Origin of the sequence: Mesorhizobium sp. M0139 (assembly GCF_040322455.1) — a bacterium.
Lineage (GTDB): Bacteria > Pseudomonadota > Alphaproteobacteria > Rhizobiales > Rhizobiaceae > Mesorhizobium.
Genome location: NZ_JAMYTN010000002.1, coordinates 208,848 through 223,443 on the forward strand (window position 1 = coordinate 208,848; position 14,596 = coordinate 223,443).

20 protein-coding genes are annotated in these 14,596 nt (G+C 63.0%); 15 read left to right on the top strand and 5 right to left on the bottom strand.

Annotated features, from left to right (window positions below):
• The first annotated feature begins 11 nt into the window (after positions 1-11).
• The 4 genes from NKJ58_RS03485 to NKJ58_RS03500 all read left to right on the top strand — a co-directional run bounded on the left by NKJ58_RS03485 (position 12) and on the right by NKJ58_RS03500 (position 3,356).
• Positions 12-737: a DUF2259 domain-containing protein gene (locus tag NKJ58_RS03485; RefSeq protein WP_352653575.1), complete on the top strand. Its 726-nt coding sequence runs from the start codon at positions 12-14 to the stop codon at positions 735-737.
• Positions 738-838: 101 nt separating this feature from the next.
• Positions 839-1,258 (top strand): hypothetical protein, encoded by a 420-nt coding sequence (locus NKJ58_RS03490; protein WP_245261990.1) that lies wholly within the window; start codon positions 839-841, stop codon positions 1,256-1,258.
• A gap of 59 nt (positions 1,259-1,317) precedes the next feature.
• A complete protein-coding gene (gene purB, locus NKJ58_RS03495; protein WP_023684893.1) occupies positions 1,318-2,619 on the top strand; it encodes an adenylosuccinate lyase in 1,302 nt (433 codons plus the stop codon).
• 8 nt (positions 2,620-2,627) lie between these two features.
• Positions 2,628-3,356 carry a metallophosphoesterase family protein gene (locus NKJ58_RS03500; RefSeq protein ID WP_023684892.1) on the top strand — a complete coding sequence of 243 codons (729 nt, stop codon included), beginning with the start codon at positions 2,628-2,630 and terminating at the stop codon, positions 3,354-3,356.
• Positions 3,357-3,371: 15 nt separating this feature from the next.
• Here NKJ58_RS03500 and NKJ58_RS03505 read toward each other — a convergent pair whose 3' ends face one another.
• Positions 3,372-4,187: a VOC family protein gene (locus tag NKJ58_RS03505; protein ID WP_023684891.1), complete on the bottom strand. Its 816-nt coding sequence runs from the start codon at positions 4,185-4,187 to the stop codon at positions 3,372-3,374.
• Positions 4,188-4,381: 194 nt separating this feature from the next.
• Here NKJ58_RS03505 and NKJ58_RS03510 point away from each other — a divergent pair, with 194 nt between their 5' ends.
• On the top strand, positions 4,382-4,936 hold the full coding sequence (locus tag NKJ58_RS03510; RefSeq protein ID WP_023684890.1) for an RBBP9/YdeN family alpha/beta hydrolase: 555 nt from the start codon (positions 4,382-4,384) through the stop codon (positions 4,934-4,936).
• Between the two features lie 19 nt (positions 4,937-4,955).
• Here the strand turns inward: NKJ58_RS03510 and NKJ58_RS03515 are convergent, their stop codons facing one another.
• The gene (locus NKJ58_RS03515; RefSeq protein WP_023684889.1) at positions 4,956-5,729 is read right to left on the bottom strand and encodes an HpcH/HpaI aldolase family protein; all 774 of its coding nucleotides are present in this window, start codon (positions 5,727-5,729) and stop codon (positions 4,956-4,958) included.
• Between the two features lie 126 nt (positions 5,730-5,855).
• On the bottom strand, positions 5,856-6,176 hold the full coding sequence (locus NKJ58_RS03520; protein WP_023669091.1) for a DUF1476 domain-containing protein: 321 nt from the start codon (positions 6,174-6,176) through the stop codon (positions 5,856-5,858).
• 47 nt (positions 6,177-6,223) lie between these two features.
• Here NKJ58_RS03520 and NKJ58_RS03525 point away from each other — a divergent pair, with 47 nt between their 5' ends.
• From NKJ58_RS03525 to NKJ58_RS03550, 6 genes are all read left to right on the top strand, one after another.
• Positions 6,224-6,346: a hypothetical protein gene (locus tag NKJ58_RS03525; protein ID WP_280790911.1), complete on the top strand. Its 123-nt coding sequence runs from the start codon at positions 6,224-6,226 to the stop codon at positions 6,344-6,346.
• 105 nt (positions 6,347-6,451) lie between these two features.
• Entirely contained in the window at positions 6,452-7,246 is a 795-nt protein-coding gene (gene purC, locus NKJ58_RS03530; protein WP_013532127.1) for a phosphoribosylaminoimidazolesuccinocarboxamide synthase, read from the top strand.
• Between the two features lie 88 nt (positions 7,247-7,334).
• Positions 7,335-7,577, top strand: a complete 243-nt coding sequence (gene purS, locus NKJ58_RS03535; protein WP_023669092.1) for a phosphoribosylformylglycinamidine synthase subunit PurS — start codon at positions 7,335-7,337, stop codon at positions 7,575-7,577.
• Between the two features lies 1 nt (position 7,578).
• The gene (gene purQ, locus NKJ58_RS03540) at positions 7,579-8,247 is read left to right on the top strand and encodes a phosphoribosylformylglycinamidine synthase subunit PurQ (protein ID WP_023684888.1); all 669 of its coding nucleotides are present in this window, start codon (positions 7,579-7,581) and stop codon (positions 8,245-8,247) included.
• A gap of 41 nt (positions 8,248-8,288) precedes the next feature.
• Complete coding sequence (locus NKJ58_RS03545; RefSeq protein ID WP_023669094.1) at positions 8,289-8,699, top strand: hypothetical protein; 411 nt, start codon at positions 8,289-8,291, stop codon at positions 8,697-8,699.
• Between the two features lie 4 nt (positions 8,700-8,703).
• Positions 8,704-9,348: a Pr6Pr family membrane protein gene (locus tag NKJ58_RS03550; RefSeq protein WP_352811768.1), complete on the top strand. Its 645-nt coding sequence runs from the start codon at positions 8,704-8,706 to the stop codon at positions 9,346-9,348.
• 12 nt (positions 9,349-9,360) lie between these two features.
• Here NKJ58_RS03550 and NKJ58_RS03555 read toward each other — a convergent pair whose 3' ends face one another.
• A complete protein-coding gene (locus NKJ58_RS03555) occupies positions 9,361-9,606 on the bottom strand; it encodes a DUF1127 domain-containing protein (protein WP_352811669.1) in 246 nt (81 codons plus the stop codon).
• Positions 9,607-9,699: 93 nt separating this feature from the next.
• On the opposite strand from NKJ58_RS03555, the gene NKJ58_RS03560 reads away from it, so the two are divergent.
• Entirely contained in the window at positions 9,700-11,112 is a 1,413-nt protein-coding gene (locus NKJ58_RS03560) for an aminotransferase-like domain-containing protein (RefSeq protein ID WP_352852778.1), read from the top strand.
• Positions 11,113-11,154: 42 nt separating this feature from the next.
• Here NKJ58_RS03560 and NKJ58_RS03565 read toward each other — a convergent pair whose 3' ends face one another.
• Complete coding sequence (locus NKJ58_RS03565) at positions 11,155-11,319, bottom strand: hypothetical protein (RefSeq protein WP_023669098.1); 165 nt, start codon at positions 11,317-11,319, stop codon at positions 11,155-11,157.
• Between the two features lie 188 nt (positions 11,320-11,507).
• Here NKJ58_RS03565 and purL point away from each other — a divergent pair, with 188 nt between their 5' ends.
• From purL to NKJ58_RS03580, 3 genes are all read left to right on the top strand, one after another.
• A complete protein-coding gene (gene purL / locus NKJ58_RS03570) occupies positions 11,508-13,739 on the top strand; it encodes a phosphoribosylformylglycinamidine synthase subunit PurL (RefSeq protein ID WP_023819432.1) in 2,232 nt (743 codons plus the stop codon).
• A complete protein-coding gene (locus NKJ58_RS03575; protein ID WP_023684883.1) occupies positions 13,736-14,260 on the top strand; it encodes a hypothetical protein in 525 nt (174 codons plus the stop codon). Before purL ends, NKJ58_RS03575 begins: the two co-directional genes overlap by 4 nt.
• Before the next feature lie 99 nt (positions 14,261-14,359).
• Positions 14,360-14,593, top strand: a complete 234-nt coding sequence (locus NKJ58_RS03580; RefSeq protein WP_010909092.1) for a BolA/IbaG family iron-sulfur metabolism protein — start codon at positions 14,360-14,362, stop codon at positions 14,591-14,593.
• Positions 14,594-14,596: the final 3 nt, after the last annotated feature.

Below are 14,596 nucleotides of genomic sequence, written 5' to 3' on the forward strand. Positions count from 1 at the left end.
GCGGAACCCCGATGCGAAATCTCGTCCTGATTGGCGTTTGCCTGCTGGTCCATCTGGCATCCGCCATGGCCGCCCGAGCGGGCGATGTCGCCGAGCTTGAAATCCTCGGCTTCAGCAAGGATGGCGGCGTCTTCGCCTTCGAGGAATACGGTGTGGCAGACGGTTCGGGCTTTCCCTATGCCAATCGCTACTACATCAACACCGCCGACGACACGTTCCTGAAGGGCACGCCAATCCGGGTCCGGCTGGAGGATGAGACCGCCTCGCTCGATACGGCCCGTCAGCAGGCCAGGCAGAAGGGCGAAGCCGTCGTTGTGCAGGCCGAACTCACCGCAAACCGCGGCATCACCGTCGGCTTCAACCCGGTGACCGAATTGTCGGCCGACCCGTTCCGCATGGTGGTGAACCCACGGCCGATCTTTTCGCCGGTCGACCCGCCGCTGGAATTCCGGCTGGACGAGATCGGCATGAATGACACCGAAAGCTGCCAGAGCCAGGGCGAGGTCAACGGTTTTCGCCTGCTGCGGATCGAGGCCAGGGATGGCGGCCGGACCCATCTGCTGCATGAGGATAAATCGATCCCGAAAAGCCGTGGCTGCCCGAACGGCTACAGGATCGGCGCGGTGCAGACGTTCTCGATGGACAGCATCAGCGCCTATGCGGTGCTGATCGCAGTGCGCCAATACGGCTTCGAAGGACCGGATTTTCGCTGGATCGCCGTGACCGGACGCCTGTGACATCGCTCGATCAATCCAGTTGGCGCAAGCGCGCCGGAAATCGCGTCAGCCGCGCCGTACCAGCGACGGGCACGGCGCTTGTCGGCGCCTTGCTGTGGGCGATGGCCATGGGCGCCAGCGCGCTGACCGGCCTTTGGCTCGACAATTGGGAGACCCCGGAAAAGATCCGCTTCGTCGCCCTGCTGTTTGCGACCGGCGCGGCATTGGCCTTTCCCGTCGGGTTGTTCGCGGCGCGGCTGGTCTCGCTGGACCGGCACTGGGAGGTGGCGTTCGCCGCCGCCTTCGTCTGTCTGCTTGCCACGACGCTCGCCTTCACCGGCGGGTTGTTTGCGCTGCAATACCGCTCCTATTACGCCGAATGGCACGCGGAGGCCTTCACCGCCCGGTGGGCGTTCGAACTGGTCTTCACCTCGCTGACGGCGCTCTACCAGTTCGTGGTGCTGGGTATCAGGCTCTATTTTCCGCTCGGATTCATCGCGCTTGCCGCCGCCAGCGTGTGGTTTGCACGCCGGCAGCGTTGAGCATTCGGTCCGCCTCTGATAGGAGGCGCACTTAACCACCGACACATCAGGACTGACGGATGATCCCTCGCTATTCCCGGCCGGAAATGGTCGCCATCTGGTCGCCGGAAACCCGCTTCCGCATCTGGTTCGAGATCGAGGCCCATGCCTGCGATGCGCTGGCCGAGCTCGGCGTCATCCCCAGAGAAGCCGCCAAGACCATCTGGGAAAAAGGCGGCGCCGCCCAATTCGACGTCGGCAAGATCGACGAGATCGAGGCCGTCACCAAGCACGACGTCATCGCCTTCCTCACCCATCTCGCCGAATTCGTCGGGCCGCATGCGCGTTTCATCCACCAGGGCATGACCTCGTCAGATGTTCTCGACACCTGCCTTGCGGTGCAGCTCGGCCGCGCCAGCGATATCCTGCTGGCCGACCTCGACGGCCTGCTCGCCGCGCTGAAGCGCCGGGCCTTCGAGCACAAGGACACCGTCACCATCGGCCGCAGCCACGGCATCCACGCCGAGCCGACCACGTTCGGCGTCAAGCTGGCGCAGGCCTATGCCGAGTTCTCACGCTGCCGCGAGCGGCTGGTGCACGCGCGAGAGGATATTGCCACCTGCGCTATCTCGGGCGCGATCGGCACCTTCGCCAACATCGACCCTTATGTCGAAGAGCATGTGGCGAAAAAGCTTGGGCTGAAGCCGGAGCCGGTGTCGACGCAGGTCATCCCGCGCGACCGCCACGCCATGTTCTTTGCCACGCTCGGGGTCATCGCCTCGTCGGTCGAGCGGCTGGCGACCGAGATCCGCCATCTGCAGCGCACTGAGGTGCTGGAAGCGGAAGAGTATTTTTCGCCGGGCCAGAAGGGCTCGTCGGCAATGCCGCACAAGCGCAACCCGGTGCTGACCGAAAACCTCACCGGCCTTGCCCGCATGGTGCGGTCCATGGCCTTGCCGGCAATGGAGAATGTGGCGCTCTGGCACGAGCGCGACATTTCGCATTCCTCGGTCGAGCGTATGATCGGCCCGGACGCCACGGTAACACTCGATTTCGCGCTGTCGCGGTTGACCGGCGTCGTCGACAAATTGCTGGTCTATCCCGACAACATGCTGAAGAACATGAACAAGTTCCGTGGCCTGGTGCATTCGCAGCGCGTGCTTTTGGCGCTGACGCAAGCCGGCGTCAGCCGCGAGGATGCCTACCGCCTGGTGCAGCGCAACGCCATGAAGGTATGGGAACATGGCGCTGATTTCCTTGAGGAATTGTTGGCCGACAAGGAAGTTACCGCAGCGCTGCCAGAAGCCCAGATCCGCGAGAAATTCGACCTTGGCTATCACACCAAGCATGTCGACACGATCTTCAAGCGGGTTTTCGGATAGGTTTTTCGATGCGGCTGGCCGTCCTTTCCGACATCCATGGGAATCTGCGCGCGCTTGAGGCGGTTCATGCGCAGATCAAAGACGCTTCTCCCGACATAATCGTCAATCTGGGCGATTGTCTTTCCGGGCCGCTACGGCCTGAAGAAACCGCGCAATATCTGATGGCGCAGAATTGGCCGACCGTGCGCGGCAATCACGACCGTGTGCTGGTCGAGCCGCCTGCTTCCGGGTTGGAAGACGTCGATGCTTTCACCCACCAACGCCTCTCTGAAACATCCCTGACCTGGCTCTCGGCCTTGCCGGTCACCCTGTCGCCTGCCCCGGACATCCTGCTTTGCCATGGCAGCCCCAGTGACGACGACGTGTTCCTGCTCGAGGAAGACGGAGGCAGCCACTTCTACCCCTCCAATGAAAAGCAGATCAGGCATAAGCTGGGCAGCGCCGGCGCCGGGCTGACCTTGTGCGGCCATACACATACGCCGCGCGTTGTGCGCTTGTCGGACAACCGGACAATCCTCAATCCCGGCAGCGTCGGCGTCCAGGCATTCCCCGGCCTGACCGTGACCGGCAGTCCGCATGCCCGCTACGCCATCGCGACGCGCAAGGACGGACAATGGTCGTTCAGCCATCACGTGGTCAATTATGACTGGACCGAAGCATCCGGCCGCGCCACGGCGACCGGATTCGACAACTGGGCGCACGGGCTGCTGACGGGCTACGCCGCCGGCTCGGTGTAGGACCCGAACCGCCGCTCAGCCTGCGGTGCCCGGCACGGTGCGGATAACCGTGCCCCACAGATCTTCACGGCTCGTTTCCTCGGTTGCCTTGTCCGAGCGCATCTCGACCCAGGCCAGCCCCGAGCGGGACGGATCGCGGCGGCCGGCGCCGGCGCTGTGCCACGAATTGCCACCGATATGATGGTGGTAGCCTCCCGACGACAGGAACACCGCCTGCCCTCCATACTTAGCGACCGTGTCGAAGCCAAATTCGTCGTGCCACCAGGCCTCGGCATCTTCCGGCCGGCCGACGCGCAGATGGACATGGCCGATAATGCTGTTTTGCGGCGCGCCCTGCCAGCCGGCGTCACCGGCCGGCACGCTGCCAACCACGGCGGCCAGATTCAGCCGCTCGGTCGCCATGGCGATCTTGTCGCCGTTCCACTTCCACTCCTGCGGCAGACGGTCCCTATAGATTTCAATGCCGTTGCCTTCGGGGTCGGTCAGGTACAAAGCCTCGCTGACCAGATGGTCGGAGGCGCCCTCGATGCGGATCTTGTTGGCGGCGGCATGGTTTATCCAACGGCCGAGATCGGCGCGGCTGGGCAGAAGGAAAGCGGTGTGGAAAAGGCCGGCGCTGCGCGGATCGTCGGGCTTGGCCGCTGCGTCAGGCTCTATGACCAGCAGCGGGCGCTCGGCAGCGCCCAGCGTGATGGCGCCATCGGCGCGGCTCAATTCCTGCAGGCCGACAACAGCCCGGTAGTAATCGGCAAGTCCTTCGGCGTCGCGCGCCTTCAGGCCCACGCGTGACACGCTGACGGGGGTCGTCGCGGCAAAAGGCAGTTCGCTCATAAAACTCTCCGTTCAGCGCATTATCCCAGGCCGCGCCACCAGTCTATTCTGTTGTCCATCTCTTCCTGCCTCAAATCGTCGATCCTGATCGTTCACACAAGATGGAAAGAATCGAACAGGTTGTTCACGATTGTGATGCACCGCATGCGTCAGCGCGGGTTGCACGAGACACGGCCGCTCGCTATCTCAGCGCCATGAAAGTCAAAGACGCAGATATTCTGATCGTGCCGGGCTACACCAATTCCGGCCCCGAACACTGGCAGACACGCTGGCAATCGAAACTGTCGACGGCGCGCCGGGTCGAGCAGGCGGAGTGGTCGAAGCCGGTGCGCGAGGACTGGACGACGAGCGTGGCGAACGCTGTCAACGAGGCCGAGCGACCGGTGGTGATCGTTGCCCATTCCCTCGGTGTGGCGGCCGCGGTGCAGGCCATTCCGCAGTTCAGGAAGCCGGTCGCCGGCGCGTTTTTTGTCGCGCCGCCCGACGTCGCCAACCCGGAGATAAGGCCGCGTCACCTGATGACCTTTGGTCCCTATGCGCGCGAACCGCTGCCCTTCCCGTCCATCGTCATCGCCAGCCGCAACGATCCGTTCTGCGCCTTCGAGGTTGCCGAGGACATTGCCGGCGCCTGGGGTTCGCTGTTCATCGATGCCGGCGAAACCGGTCACCTCAATGAGGATGCCGGCTTCGGCCCTTGGCCGGAAGGGTCGATGACCTTCGCCAAGTTCCTGACCGACCTCAAGGCCTGACCGGGCAAGGCACCACGCCTCAGCCCTTTATCGAATCGTTCATGCTTTTGATGAGTATCTTTGCGCCGAGCGAAATCAGCGCATGGTCCGAGCCCATCGCCAGCAGCCGGTAGCCCATCGCCACGACGCGGCCGGCAATCGCCGGCTCAACGACGTAGATCGCCGGATGCTTGCCCGCCTTGCGCGTCCGCTCGGCGATGGAGGCGACGGTTTCCATCATGCTTTCCAGCGTCGAATTGACGGTGGTGCCATTCGACCAGGCGATGGAGAAATCCGATGGGCCGAGGAAGATGCCGTCAATGCCCCGCGTGTCGAGGATGCCGTCCAGCGCATCGAGTGCGGCGCGCGTTTCGATCATGGCAAAGGCCATGGTGCGTTGATTGGTGTCGCGCAGCCATTCGGCGTGGTCGCCTTTGCCATGGCGCGGAAAAGCATAGGTCGGGCCCCAGGAGCGCTCGCCCATCGGCGGATATTTCATCGCCGCGGCAAAGAGTTTTGCATCGGCCACCGAATTCACCATCGGTGCAATCACCGCCTCGGCACCGAAATCGAGGGCGCGGCTGGCCATGTCGAAGCGGCCGACCGGAATGCGCACCAGCGCCGGCTTGTTGGCGGCGAGCACCGGTACGAGGCCGCGCAAGACCGAGTCTTCGTGGTGTCCGCCATGCTGCATGTCGAGGGTGACGGCGTCAAAACCCTGCTTGGCGATGATTTCGACCGTCAAAGCGTCCGGAACGCCGGACCAGGCGGTGAACAGCGTTTCATCCGCCGCCAGGCGTGACTTCAGGGACATGGGTGCTTTCCTCGTTGGGTAGAGGCTTGTAACAGGTCTACGCACAGTTCAGCCGGAAAAGGCTGAAAAGGCAAAGAAAAACCGCCCGGCTGGACCGGGCGGTCGATTGGTCCAGCGCTACTCGCTCTAGGTGTTCTTGATCTGCTCGATCGCCTGCGCCATCAGTTCGTCCATGGTGCGGCGGATCTGGTGATCCGACTGGTCGACGCCGGCGGCGTCGAAATCCTTGCGGATCTTGCGGAATACGTCGTGATCGCCGGCTTCCTCGATGTCGGAAACCACAACTTCCTTGGCATAGGCGTCGGCGTCAGTGCCGGACTTGCCCAGCTTTTCAGCTGCCCACAGGCCAAGCGCCTTGTTGCGGCGTGCCGAAGCCTTGAAGCGAAGTTCTTCGTCGAAGGCGAATTTGCGCTCAAAACCCTCTTCGCGGTCTTTCATGCTGCTCATGGCTTCCCTCCGATGAAATCGATTCGCGTTGGCGATGGATATGTGTGTTGCCGCAGCACAAACCAAAAGGGCGCGGGCCGGTCAATATGCTACATCACTTGCTGCGCTGCGGCATTTCATTCCTGAAAGCGGTCGATGGAAAGGATTTGCCGATTGAGCAAACGCTGTGATTGGGATAGACCCGGCATTGAACCCCACCCGTCGCCGCACCAATTTAGGCAGACGGACAGGAACTGGTCGCTTGCCGCCTGCCCGCAAATCCAGAGAAAAATCAGATGAAAAATCGCCGCCGCATTTATGAAGGCAAGGCCAAGATCCTCTATGAGGGACCGGAACCGGGCACACTTATCCAGTTCTTCAAGGATGATGCGACCGCATTCAACAAGAAGAAACATGAGGTCATCGACGGCAAGGGTGTGCTCAACAACCGCATTTCCGAGTACATCTTCAACCATCTGAACCGCATGGGCATTCCGACCCACTTCATCCGCCGGCTCAACATGCGCGAGCAGTTGATCAAGGAAGTCGAGATCATTCCGCTCGAAGTGGTGGTGCGCAATGTCGCCGCCGGCTCGCTGTCCAAGCGCCTCGGCATCGAGGAAGGCACCGTTCTGCCGCGCTCGATCATCGAATTCTATTATAAGGCCGATGCGCTCGACGATCCGATGGTGTCGGAAGAGCACATCACCGCTTTCGGCTGGGCAAGCCCGCAGGAGATCGACGACGTCATGGCGCTGGCCATCCGCGTCAACGACTTCCTCTCCGGCCTGTTCATGGGTGTCGGCATCCAACTCGTGGATTTCAAGATCGAATGCGGCCGCCTGTTCGAGGGCGACATGATGCGCATCGTCGTTGCCGACGAGATCTCGCCGGATTCGTGCCGGCTGTGGGACGTGGCAACGCAGGACAAGCTCGACAAGGACCGTTTCCGCCGCGATATGGGCGGCCTCGTCGAAGCCTATCAGGAAGTTGCCCGCCGCCTTGGCATCATGAACGAGAACGAGCCGCCGCGCCCGACCGGCCCGGTGCTCGTCGCCTCGACCGATGGCCTCAAAGGCAAGCCGCACTAAGTCTTCATTTCTTGACGCAATTCCGGACGAAAAACCGCTTCAGACTTTTCCTGGAATTGCTAAGTCTTCGAACAGGAACCTGTCCAGCATGATCAAGGCCCGCATCACCGTCACCCTCAAGAACGGCGTGCTCGACCCGCAGGGAAAAGCCATAGAGCACGCTCTGTCCGGACTGGGGTTCGGCGGCGTCGGCCAGGTGCGGCAAGGCAAGGTCTTCGACCTCGAACTTTCAGAGACCGACAAGGCCAAGGCCGAAGCCGATCTGAAAGCCATGTGCGACAAGCTGCTGGCGAACACGGTGATCGAGAATTACGCGGTGGAGATCGCTTGATATGAAATCAGCTGTCGTTCTTCTCCCCGGCCTCAACCGCGACCGCGACATGATTGCGGCGCTGACCAAGATTTCCGGGCAGGCGCCGGCGACCGTCTGGCAGACCGACACCGAAATCCCCGATGTCGACCTGATCGCCATTCCCGGCGGCTTCTCCTTCGGCGATTATCTGCGCTGCGGCGCGATTGCCGCGCGGATGCCGGTGATGCGGGCAGTCGCTGAAAAGGCCGCCAAGGGCGTCATGGTCATTGGCGTCTGCAACGGGTTCCAGATTCTGGTCGAGGCCGGCCTGCTGCCCGGCGCGCTGATGCGCAATGCTTCGCTGAAATTCGTTTGCCGTGAGGTGAAGCTGCAGATCGCCAACGCCAACACCATGTTCACCCGCCGCTATCAGCCGGGCCAAATCATCCGCACGCCGGTTGCGCATCATGACGGCAATTATTTCGCCGATGCCGACACGCTTGCGCGCCTCGAGGGCGAAGGACAGGTGGTGTTCCGCTATGCCGAAGGCACCAATCCCAATGGCTCGATCAACGACATTGCCGGCATCATCAGCGAGAAGGGCAATGTGCTCGGCCTGATGCCGCATCCGGAAAACCTGATCGAGGCCGCGCATGGCGGCAGTGACGGCCGGGCGCTGTTCGAAGGCGCACTCGGCATCGCCGCCTGATATCTCTTCGAATTCCTTTCAAAACGCGGGGGCGGTTGACCATGAGACTGACGATTGTTCGCCTAGGTCCCCTGGCTGCTGCCGGCTTGGCGTTGGCGTCCTGCCAGTCCAGCCCGAAGAGCGCGCCGGTCCCCACGGGCAAGAGCGCTTCGCTGCTGGCCATGGAACAGGTAGCGATATCGGCCCACAAATGCTGGATCGCCAGCAAGGATCCCGCCTTCAAATCCTATCAGATGGCCAATGAGCTGAATTCGTTCAGCGGCACGCCCCGCTTCCTGCTGGTGCCGGCCAAGCATTATGGCGGCAAGCCGCTGCTGGTCGTCCAGGCGCAAGGCAATTCCAGCCGCGTCGACGTGTTCGGTCCGCTGATGGACGATCCGCTCGGCGCGCGCATCGGATCCGACATTGCGCGCTGGCAAACGGGCAACCCCTCCTGCAACGCGGCCGCCTGACGCCATGGGCCGCTTCCTGCAGTTTGCGGGATTGATCATCGGTCTGGCCGGGCTTGTCCTGCAAGCGTGCATCACCATCCCGGCATCGATGGAAGCCGGCCGCAGTTTTCTCGGCTCCATCGTCTTTCTGTTCAGCTTCTTCACCATCCTGACCAACATCGGTGCAGTGCTGGTCCATGTCTCGCTGCTGTCGCCTTCGGGCTACGCCTGGCTGCCGGCCTTTGCCGGGCCGCGGATGCGGGCGGGCGTGGCGGCTTCCATCGCCCTGGTCTTCATCGTCTACGCGACAGTTCTGGCGCAGCTCTGGCAGCCGCAGGGGCTGTTCCTGCTCTGTGACGTGCTGCTGCACTATGTGACGCCGGTGCTGTTCGTGCTGTGGTGGCTTGTTGCAGGCGCTGACGGCAGGACACGCTGGAGCGACATTTCGTGGTGGATGGCCTATCCGATCGCCTATCTCGCCTATTCGCTGGCGCGCGCACCGATCGCAGGCGAAGTGCCCTACCCGTTCCTCGACGTTGCGAAAAACGGCGCGGCCAACGTCGCCCTTGCGGCGCTGGCCGTCACCGGTGTTTTCCTGGTGCTGTGCATCCTCGCCGTGCTTGCCGATAGGGGCGTCTCACGCCTCAGGGCTCCGGGCACACGCCGCTGACCAGACTACAAGTTAGTCCCAGAATCGCCTGATGCCTTCGCGGTGAGCGTCGTCACGCGACACACCGATGTCCCTGAGCTGCTCGTCGGTCATTTCGAGCAAAGCCAGGCGGCCGCGACGGCGCTCGATCAGCACGTCGATCCATCGCGCCAGCGATCTGACCACATGCACGATCCGGCCGACAAAGCCTCGCCGGCTGGACGGGCGCGGCCCGACCAATTCAATGCCCGCGCAGTGGATTGTCTCGATTGTATCCATTGTCTTTCTGCCAACCTTGCAAATTGTACCCATCTTGGTACGGTTCTGATATGCATTGACACCCGATCTGGTGCAATATACAGAATTGTCACCATGACAAATTGGGTCCCTGACCTCACCATCGGTTCCGGCCCGCTTTACCAGCGCCTTGCCGGCAGCATCGAGTCGGACATCGACAAGGGCGTTATCGATGCCGGGGCAAAATTGCCGCCGCAGCGCGATCTCGCCTATGACATCGGCACGACGGTCGGCACGATCGGCCGGGCCTATCAGCTGCTGCGCGAACGCGGGCTGGTGAGCGGCGAAGTCGGACGCGGGACCTATGTGCTGGCGCAGCAATCGGAAGCGGCGTCACCCGAATTCGCCGAGCCGGCCGTGCAAGGCACGCGCTATGTCGATGCACCGCCCGGCAAGCTGCGTTTCGACAGCACTGCCGCGCCCGACATCGGCCAGGGCGCCATTGTCGCTGACATGCTCTCGCGCACGGTGCAGGATCACCCGCACGAGATTTCGAGCTACACTAGGGATTTTCCGGAGCGCTGGTTCGAGGCTGGCGCCCGCTGGCTGTCGCGCAATTCGTTCCGTCCGGCGGCCGACACCATCGTTCCCACGCTTGGCACACATGCCGCGGTGATGGCGGCGATCGCGGCGCTGACCACGCCGGGCGACTATGTCGCCTTCGAGCACCTCACCTATTCGCAGATCGCCCGCAGCGCCGGGCTGATCGGGCGGCGCATTGCACTTGTCGCATCGGACGTGGAAGGCCTCGATCCCGAGGATTTCGAACGCGTCTGCGCGCAAAAGCACCCGAAGATGATTTTCCTGATGCCGACGGTGCAGAACCCGACGCTGGCGATCCTGTCGGTTTCGCGCCGCGAGGCGATCGCCCGCGTCGCGCGCGCGTACAATGTCATCGTCATCGAGGACGATCTCTATGGCGGCCTGACCGAAGATCCGACGCCGCTCATCGCCGAATATGCGCCCGAGCGCACCATTGTCGCCGGCGGTCTGTCGAAATCGGTCGCGGCAGGTGTTCGCGGCGGCTGGCTCTCCTGCCCGCCCGCCTATCGCCATCGCATCCGCGTCGCCCACAAGATGATGACCGGCGGGATGCCGTTCCTGCTGGCGGAGGTGAATGCGCGGCTGGTGCTGTCTGGGCAGGCTGGCGATATCCGCAAACGCAGCATTGCCGAAATTGCCGCCCGCATCGCCATCGTGCGCGAGACACTGGCGGGTTTCGCCTTCAAGTCACACGGCAGCGTGCCCTTCGTCTGGCTGACGCTGCCCGATCCCTGGCTGTCCGGCACTTTCAGGAGCGCATGCCTCGAAAATGGCGTGCTCCTCGACGACGAGGACGAGTTCAAGGCGGGGCGTTCCGAGCAGGTTTTTCACGGCGTGCGTTTCGGCGTCTCGCAGCCAAGGCGGCGCGAGGACATCACCGGCGGCGTCGCGGTGATCCGGCGGCTGCTGGAGGAAGGCCGCGCCGGCTACGACAGTTCGTCCTGAATCGTTGGCGCTAAACCGTGCCCCTGCGTACCGATCTCAGGTTCAGCCCTCTGCCTTGAAGTTTTTGGCTTCCTTCGCGCCCTTGTCCTTGCCGTGCTTCTCGGCCAGGTCCTTGGCCTGCTTGGGCGAAACGTCGGTGGTCTCGGCAATATGCATGGCCTCCTTGTCGGAGAGGCGATTGTCTTTCTTGCCTTGCTTGGTGGCCATGTCGAAATCTCCTGATTGGTTTGAGGCCTAACGGCCGGGATGCCATACCGTTCCCCAGCGGCTCCCCGCTACCATCGTCGCCCTGTGGTTTTCCGGCGTTTTTCGTCATCCAATGGGGTGTATCACGCCAAAGCTTGCGATATGAGGGGACTCAAATTCCCCTCTCCCATGGACATCAATCGCCGCCCATGACCATTTCCAATTCCGTGCCGATCACCCCGGAACTCATCGCCGCGCATGGGCTGAAGCCCGACGAATACCAGCGCATCCTCGACCTAGTCGGGCGCGAACCGAGCTTTACCGAACTCGGCATCTTCTCGGCGATGTGGAATGAGCACTGCTCCTACAAATCCTCGAAGAAATGGCTGCGCACGCTACCGACCACCGGGCCTCAGGTCATCCAGGGTCCGGGCGAGAATGCCGGGGTGGTCGATATCGGCGATGGCGACTGCGTCGTCTTCAAGATGGAGAGCCACAACCATCCCTCCTACATCGAGCCCTACCAGGGTGCGGCGACCGGCGTCGGCGGCATATTGCGCGATGTCTTCACCATGGGCGCGCGGCCGATTGCGGCGATGAATGCGCTGCGCTTCGGCGCACCCGACCATCCCAAGACCAGGCACCTGGTCAGCGGTGTGGTTTCCGGCGTTGGCGGCTACGGCAATGCGTTCGGCGTGCCGACGGTCGGCGGCGAGGTCAATTTCGACGCCCGCTACAACGGCAACATCCTGGTCAACGCCTTTGCCGCGGGCCTCGCCAAGACCGATGCGATCTTCCTGTCGGAAGCCAAGGGCGTAGGCCTGCCGGTCGTCTATCTCGGCGCCAAGACCGGCCGCGACGGCGTCGGCGGCGCCACGATGGCCTCGGCCGAGTTCGACGACAAGATCGACGAGAAGCGCCCGACCGTGCAGGTCGGCGATCCCTTCACCGAAAAATGCCTGCTCGAAGCCTGCCTTGAACTGATGGCGTCCGGCGCCGTCATCGCCATCCAGGACATGGGTGCGGCCGGCCTCACCTGTTCGGCGGTCGAGATGGGCGCCAAGGGCGACCTCGGCATCGAGCTTCACCTCGACCAGGTGCCGGTGCGCGAAGAGCGCATGAGCGCCTATGAGATGATGCTGTCGGAGAGCCAGGAGCGCATGCTGATGGTGCTGCGCCCGGAGAAGGAAAAGGAAGCCGAGGCGATCTTCCACAAATGGGGCCTCGACTTCGCCATTGTCGGCAAGACCACCGACGATCTGCGCTTCCGCGTCATTCACCAGGGTGACGAGGTCGCCAACCTGCCGATCAAGGACCTTGGCGACAAGGCGCCGGAATATGACCGCCCCTGGGTCGAGCCGAAGAAGCCTGCGGCGCTTGCCGCCGGCGATGCGCCGAAGGCCGATGTCGCCGATGCGCTGTTGAAACTGCTCGGCGGGCCGGACCTGTCGTCGCGCCGGTGGGTGTGGGAGCAGTACGACACGCTGATCCAGGGCAATTCGCTGCAGCTTCCGGGCGGCGACGCCGGCGTTGTGCGCGTCGAAGGCCATCCGACCAAGGCGCTCGCCTTCTCCTCCGACGTGACGCCGCGCTATTGCGAGGCCGACCCGTATGAAGGCGGCAAGCAGGCTGTGGCCGAATGCTGGCGCAACCTTACCGCCACCGGCGCGCTGCCGCTGGCGGCGACGGACAACCTCAATTTCGGCAATCCGGAACGGCCTGAGATCATGGGCCAACTGGTCGGCGCGGTGAAAGGCATTGGCGATGCCTGCCGCGCGCTCGGCTTCCCGATCGTGTCGGGCAATGTCTCGCTCTACAATGAAACCAACGGCCAGGGCATCCTGCCGACGCCGACCATCGGCGGCGTCGGGCTGATTGCCGACTGGTCGAAGATGACCCGTATCGGCTTTGCCGCCGAGGGCCAGATGATCCTGCTGGTCGGCGCACCCGCAAGCTGGGGCAGCCATCTCGGCCAGTCCGCCTATTTCAGGGACATCCATGGCCGTACCGACGGGCCGCCGCCATCCGTCGACCTCGCCCATGAAAAGCGCGTCGGCGACCACGTGCGCGCGCTGATCGCGTCGGGCGTCGTGACCGCGGCGCATGACCTTTCCGATGGCGGCTTGGCGATAGCCCTGGCCGAAATGGCGATGGCGTCCGGCATCGGCGCCACCATTCCGGGGCTCGCCGGCACCGACCCGATCCCGGTCTGGTTCGGCGAAGACCAGGGCCGCTACCTCCTGACGCTGTCCGTCGATCCGCAGAGCAAGGAATGGGACGCCATCCGCGACGAACAGAGCAAGCTCGGCATCTTTGCGCCATGGATCGGCTCGACCGGTGGAAACGAACTGAAGCTCGGCGATGCCAGGGCGATCCCGGTCAGCGAATTGACCGCCGCCCACGAAGGCTGGTTCCCGAACTTCATGGACAAGTCCAGTTGACCAGCCTGGCAGCCCGGACGCTGATCGCAGTCGTCTTCTGGCCGTCGCTGTTCTTCTTCTGGTTCCTCGGGCCGTTCGTCTTTTTCCTGCTGTCGACGACCTCGAGCGAGGTCTGTCCGCTGCTGGAAAGGCGTGACCAGTTCCTTGAGGCGGCCAATGGCACACTGCCGATGCTGGCTTTGCAGAGCCTGATCTATGCGATTCCCATCGTCTGCCTTGTGCTGTGGAGCCGCCTTTTGCCGAACCCGGCGCGCGCAAGGCATGTCGCCACCTGCATCAAGCTATTTGCCATTGCGGTCATTACCGGCGCGCTGTGGGAATACGGGTCATCGCTGATCTGCGACGGCTATGGCCAACCATTCTTTTCGCCCTTGTGGCAGATGACCAGCTATCTCCCGATTATCACCCTGGCGCTCAACATCCCGCTCTATGTCCTGGTGTTCAGCCTTGGCCGGGGGTTCTCGACCCGCGACGACATTACAGAAGATGGTGTGGTTCACCCGCGGCAGGATGGCCCTTAGACACTGCGTCGCCGACAGAACGGCTTCAACCCGGACCAGAAAGGCTTTAGGCTGCCGTCCGAGTCACTCGTGCCTAGCCGCCCAGAACAGGATTTTGCCATGGCAATGGATGCCCACGACATCGAAAAACTGATCAAGGACGGCATTCCGGACGCCAAGGTGACGATCCGCGACCTCGCCGGTGACGGCGATCACTATGCAGCCGAAGTGGTGGCCGAAAGCTTCCGCGGAAAGAGCCGCGTCCAGCAGCACCAGATGGTCTATGATGCGCTGAAGGGCAATATGGGCGGCGTGCTGCACGCGCTGGCCCTGCAGACCAGCGTGCCGGACTGAAGC

Bases quoted from the DNA above. Each gene is read 5' to 3' on its own strand.
- NKJ58_RS03485 (WP_352653575.1), top strand. From the start codon at position 12: ATGCGAAATCTCGTCCTGATTGGCGTTTGCCTGCTGGTCCATCTGGCA.
- NKJ58_RS03490 (WP_245261990.1), top strand. From the start codon at position 839: ATGGCCATGGGCGCCAGCGCGCTGACCGGCCTTTGGCTCGACAATTGG.
- purB (WP_023684893.1), top strand. From the start codon at position 1,318: ATGATCCCTCGCTATTCCCGGCCGGAAATGGTCGCCATCTGGTCGCCG.
- NKJ58_RS03500 (WP_023684892.1), top strand. From the start codon at position 2,628: ATGCGGCTGGCCGTCCTTTCCGACATCCATGGGAATCTGCGCGCGCTT.
- NKJ58_RS03505 (WP_023684891.1), bottom strand. From the start codon at position 4,187: ATGAGCGAACTGCCTTTTGCCGCGACGACCCCCGTCAGCGTGTCACGC.
- NKJ58_RS03510 (WP_023684890.1), top strand. From the start codon at position 4,382: ATGAAAGTCAAAGACGCAGATATTCTGATCGTGCCGGGCTACACCAAT.
- NKJ58_RS03515 (WP_023684889.1), bottom strand. From the start codon at position 5,729: ATGTCCCTGAAGTCACGCCTGGCGGCGGATGAAACGCTGTTCACCGCC.
- NKJ58_RS03520 (WP_023669091.1), bottom strand. From the start codon at position 6,176: ATGAGCAGCATGAAAGACCGCGAAGAGGGTTTTGAGCGCAAATTCGCC.
- purC (WP_013532127.1), top strand. From the start codon at position 6,452: ATGAAAAATCGCCGCCGCATTTATGAAGGCAAGGCCAAGATCCTCTAT.
- purS (WP_023669092.1), top strand. From the start codon at position 7,335: ATGATCAAGGCCCGCATCACCGTCACCCTCAAGAACGGCGTGCTCGAC.
- purQ (WP_023684888.1), top strand. From the start codon at position 7,579: ATGAAATCAGCTGTCGTTCTTCTCCCCGGCCTCAACCGCGACCGCGAC.
- NKJ58_RS03545 (WP_023669094.1), top strand. From the start codon at position 8,289: ATGAGACTGACGATTGTTCGCCTAGGTCCCCTGGCTGCTGCCGGCTTG.
- NKJ58_RS03550 (WP_352811768.1), top strand. From the start codon at position 8,704: ATGGGCCGCTTCCTGCAGTTTGCGGGATTGATCATCGGTCTGGCCGGG.
- NKJ58_RS03555 (WP_352811669.1), bottom strand. From the start codon at position 9,606: ATGGATACAATCGAGACAATCCACTGCGCGGGCATTGAATTGGTCGGG.
- NKJ58_RS03560 (WP_352852778.1), top strand. From the start codon at position 9,700: ATGACAAATTGGGTCCCTGACCTCACCATCGGTTCCGGCCCGCTTTAC.
- NKJ58_RS03565 (WP_023669098.1), bottom strand. From the start codon at position 11,319: ATGGCCACCAAGCAAGGCAAGAAAGACAATCGCCTCTCCGACAAGGAG.
- purL (WP_023819432.1), top strand. From the start codon at position 11,508: ATGACCATTTCCAATTCCGTGCCGATCACCCCGGAACTCATCGCCGCG.
- NKJ58_RS03580 (WP_010909092.1), top strand. From the start codon at position 14,360: ATGGCAATGGATGCCCACGACATCGAAAAACTGATCAAGGACGGCATT.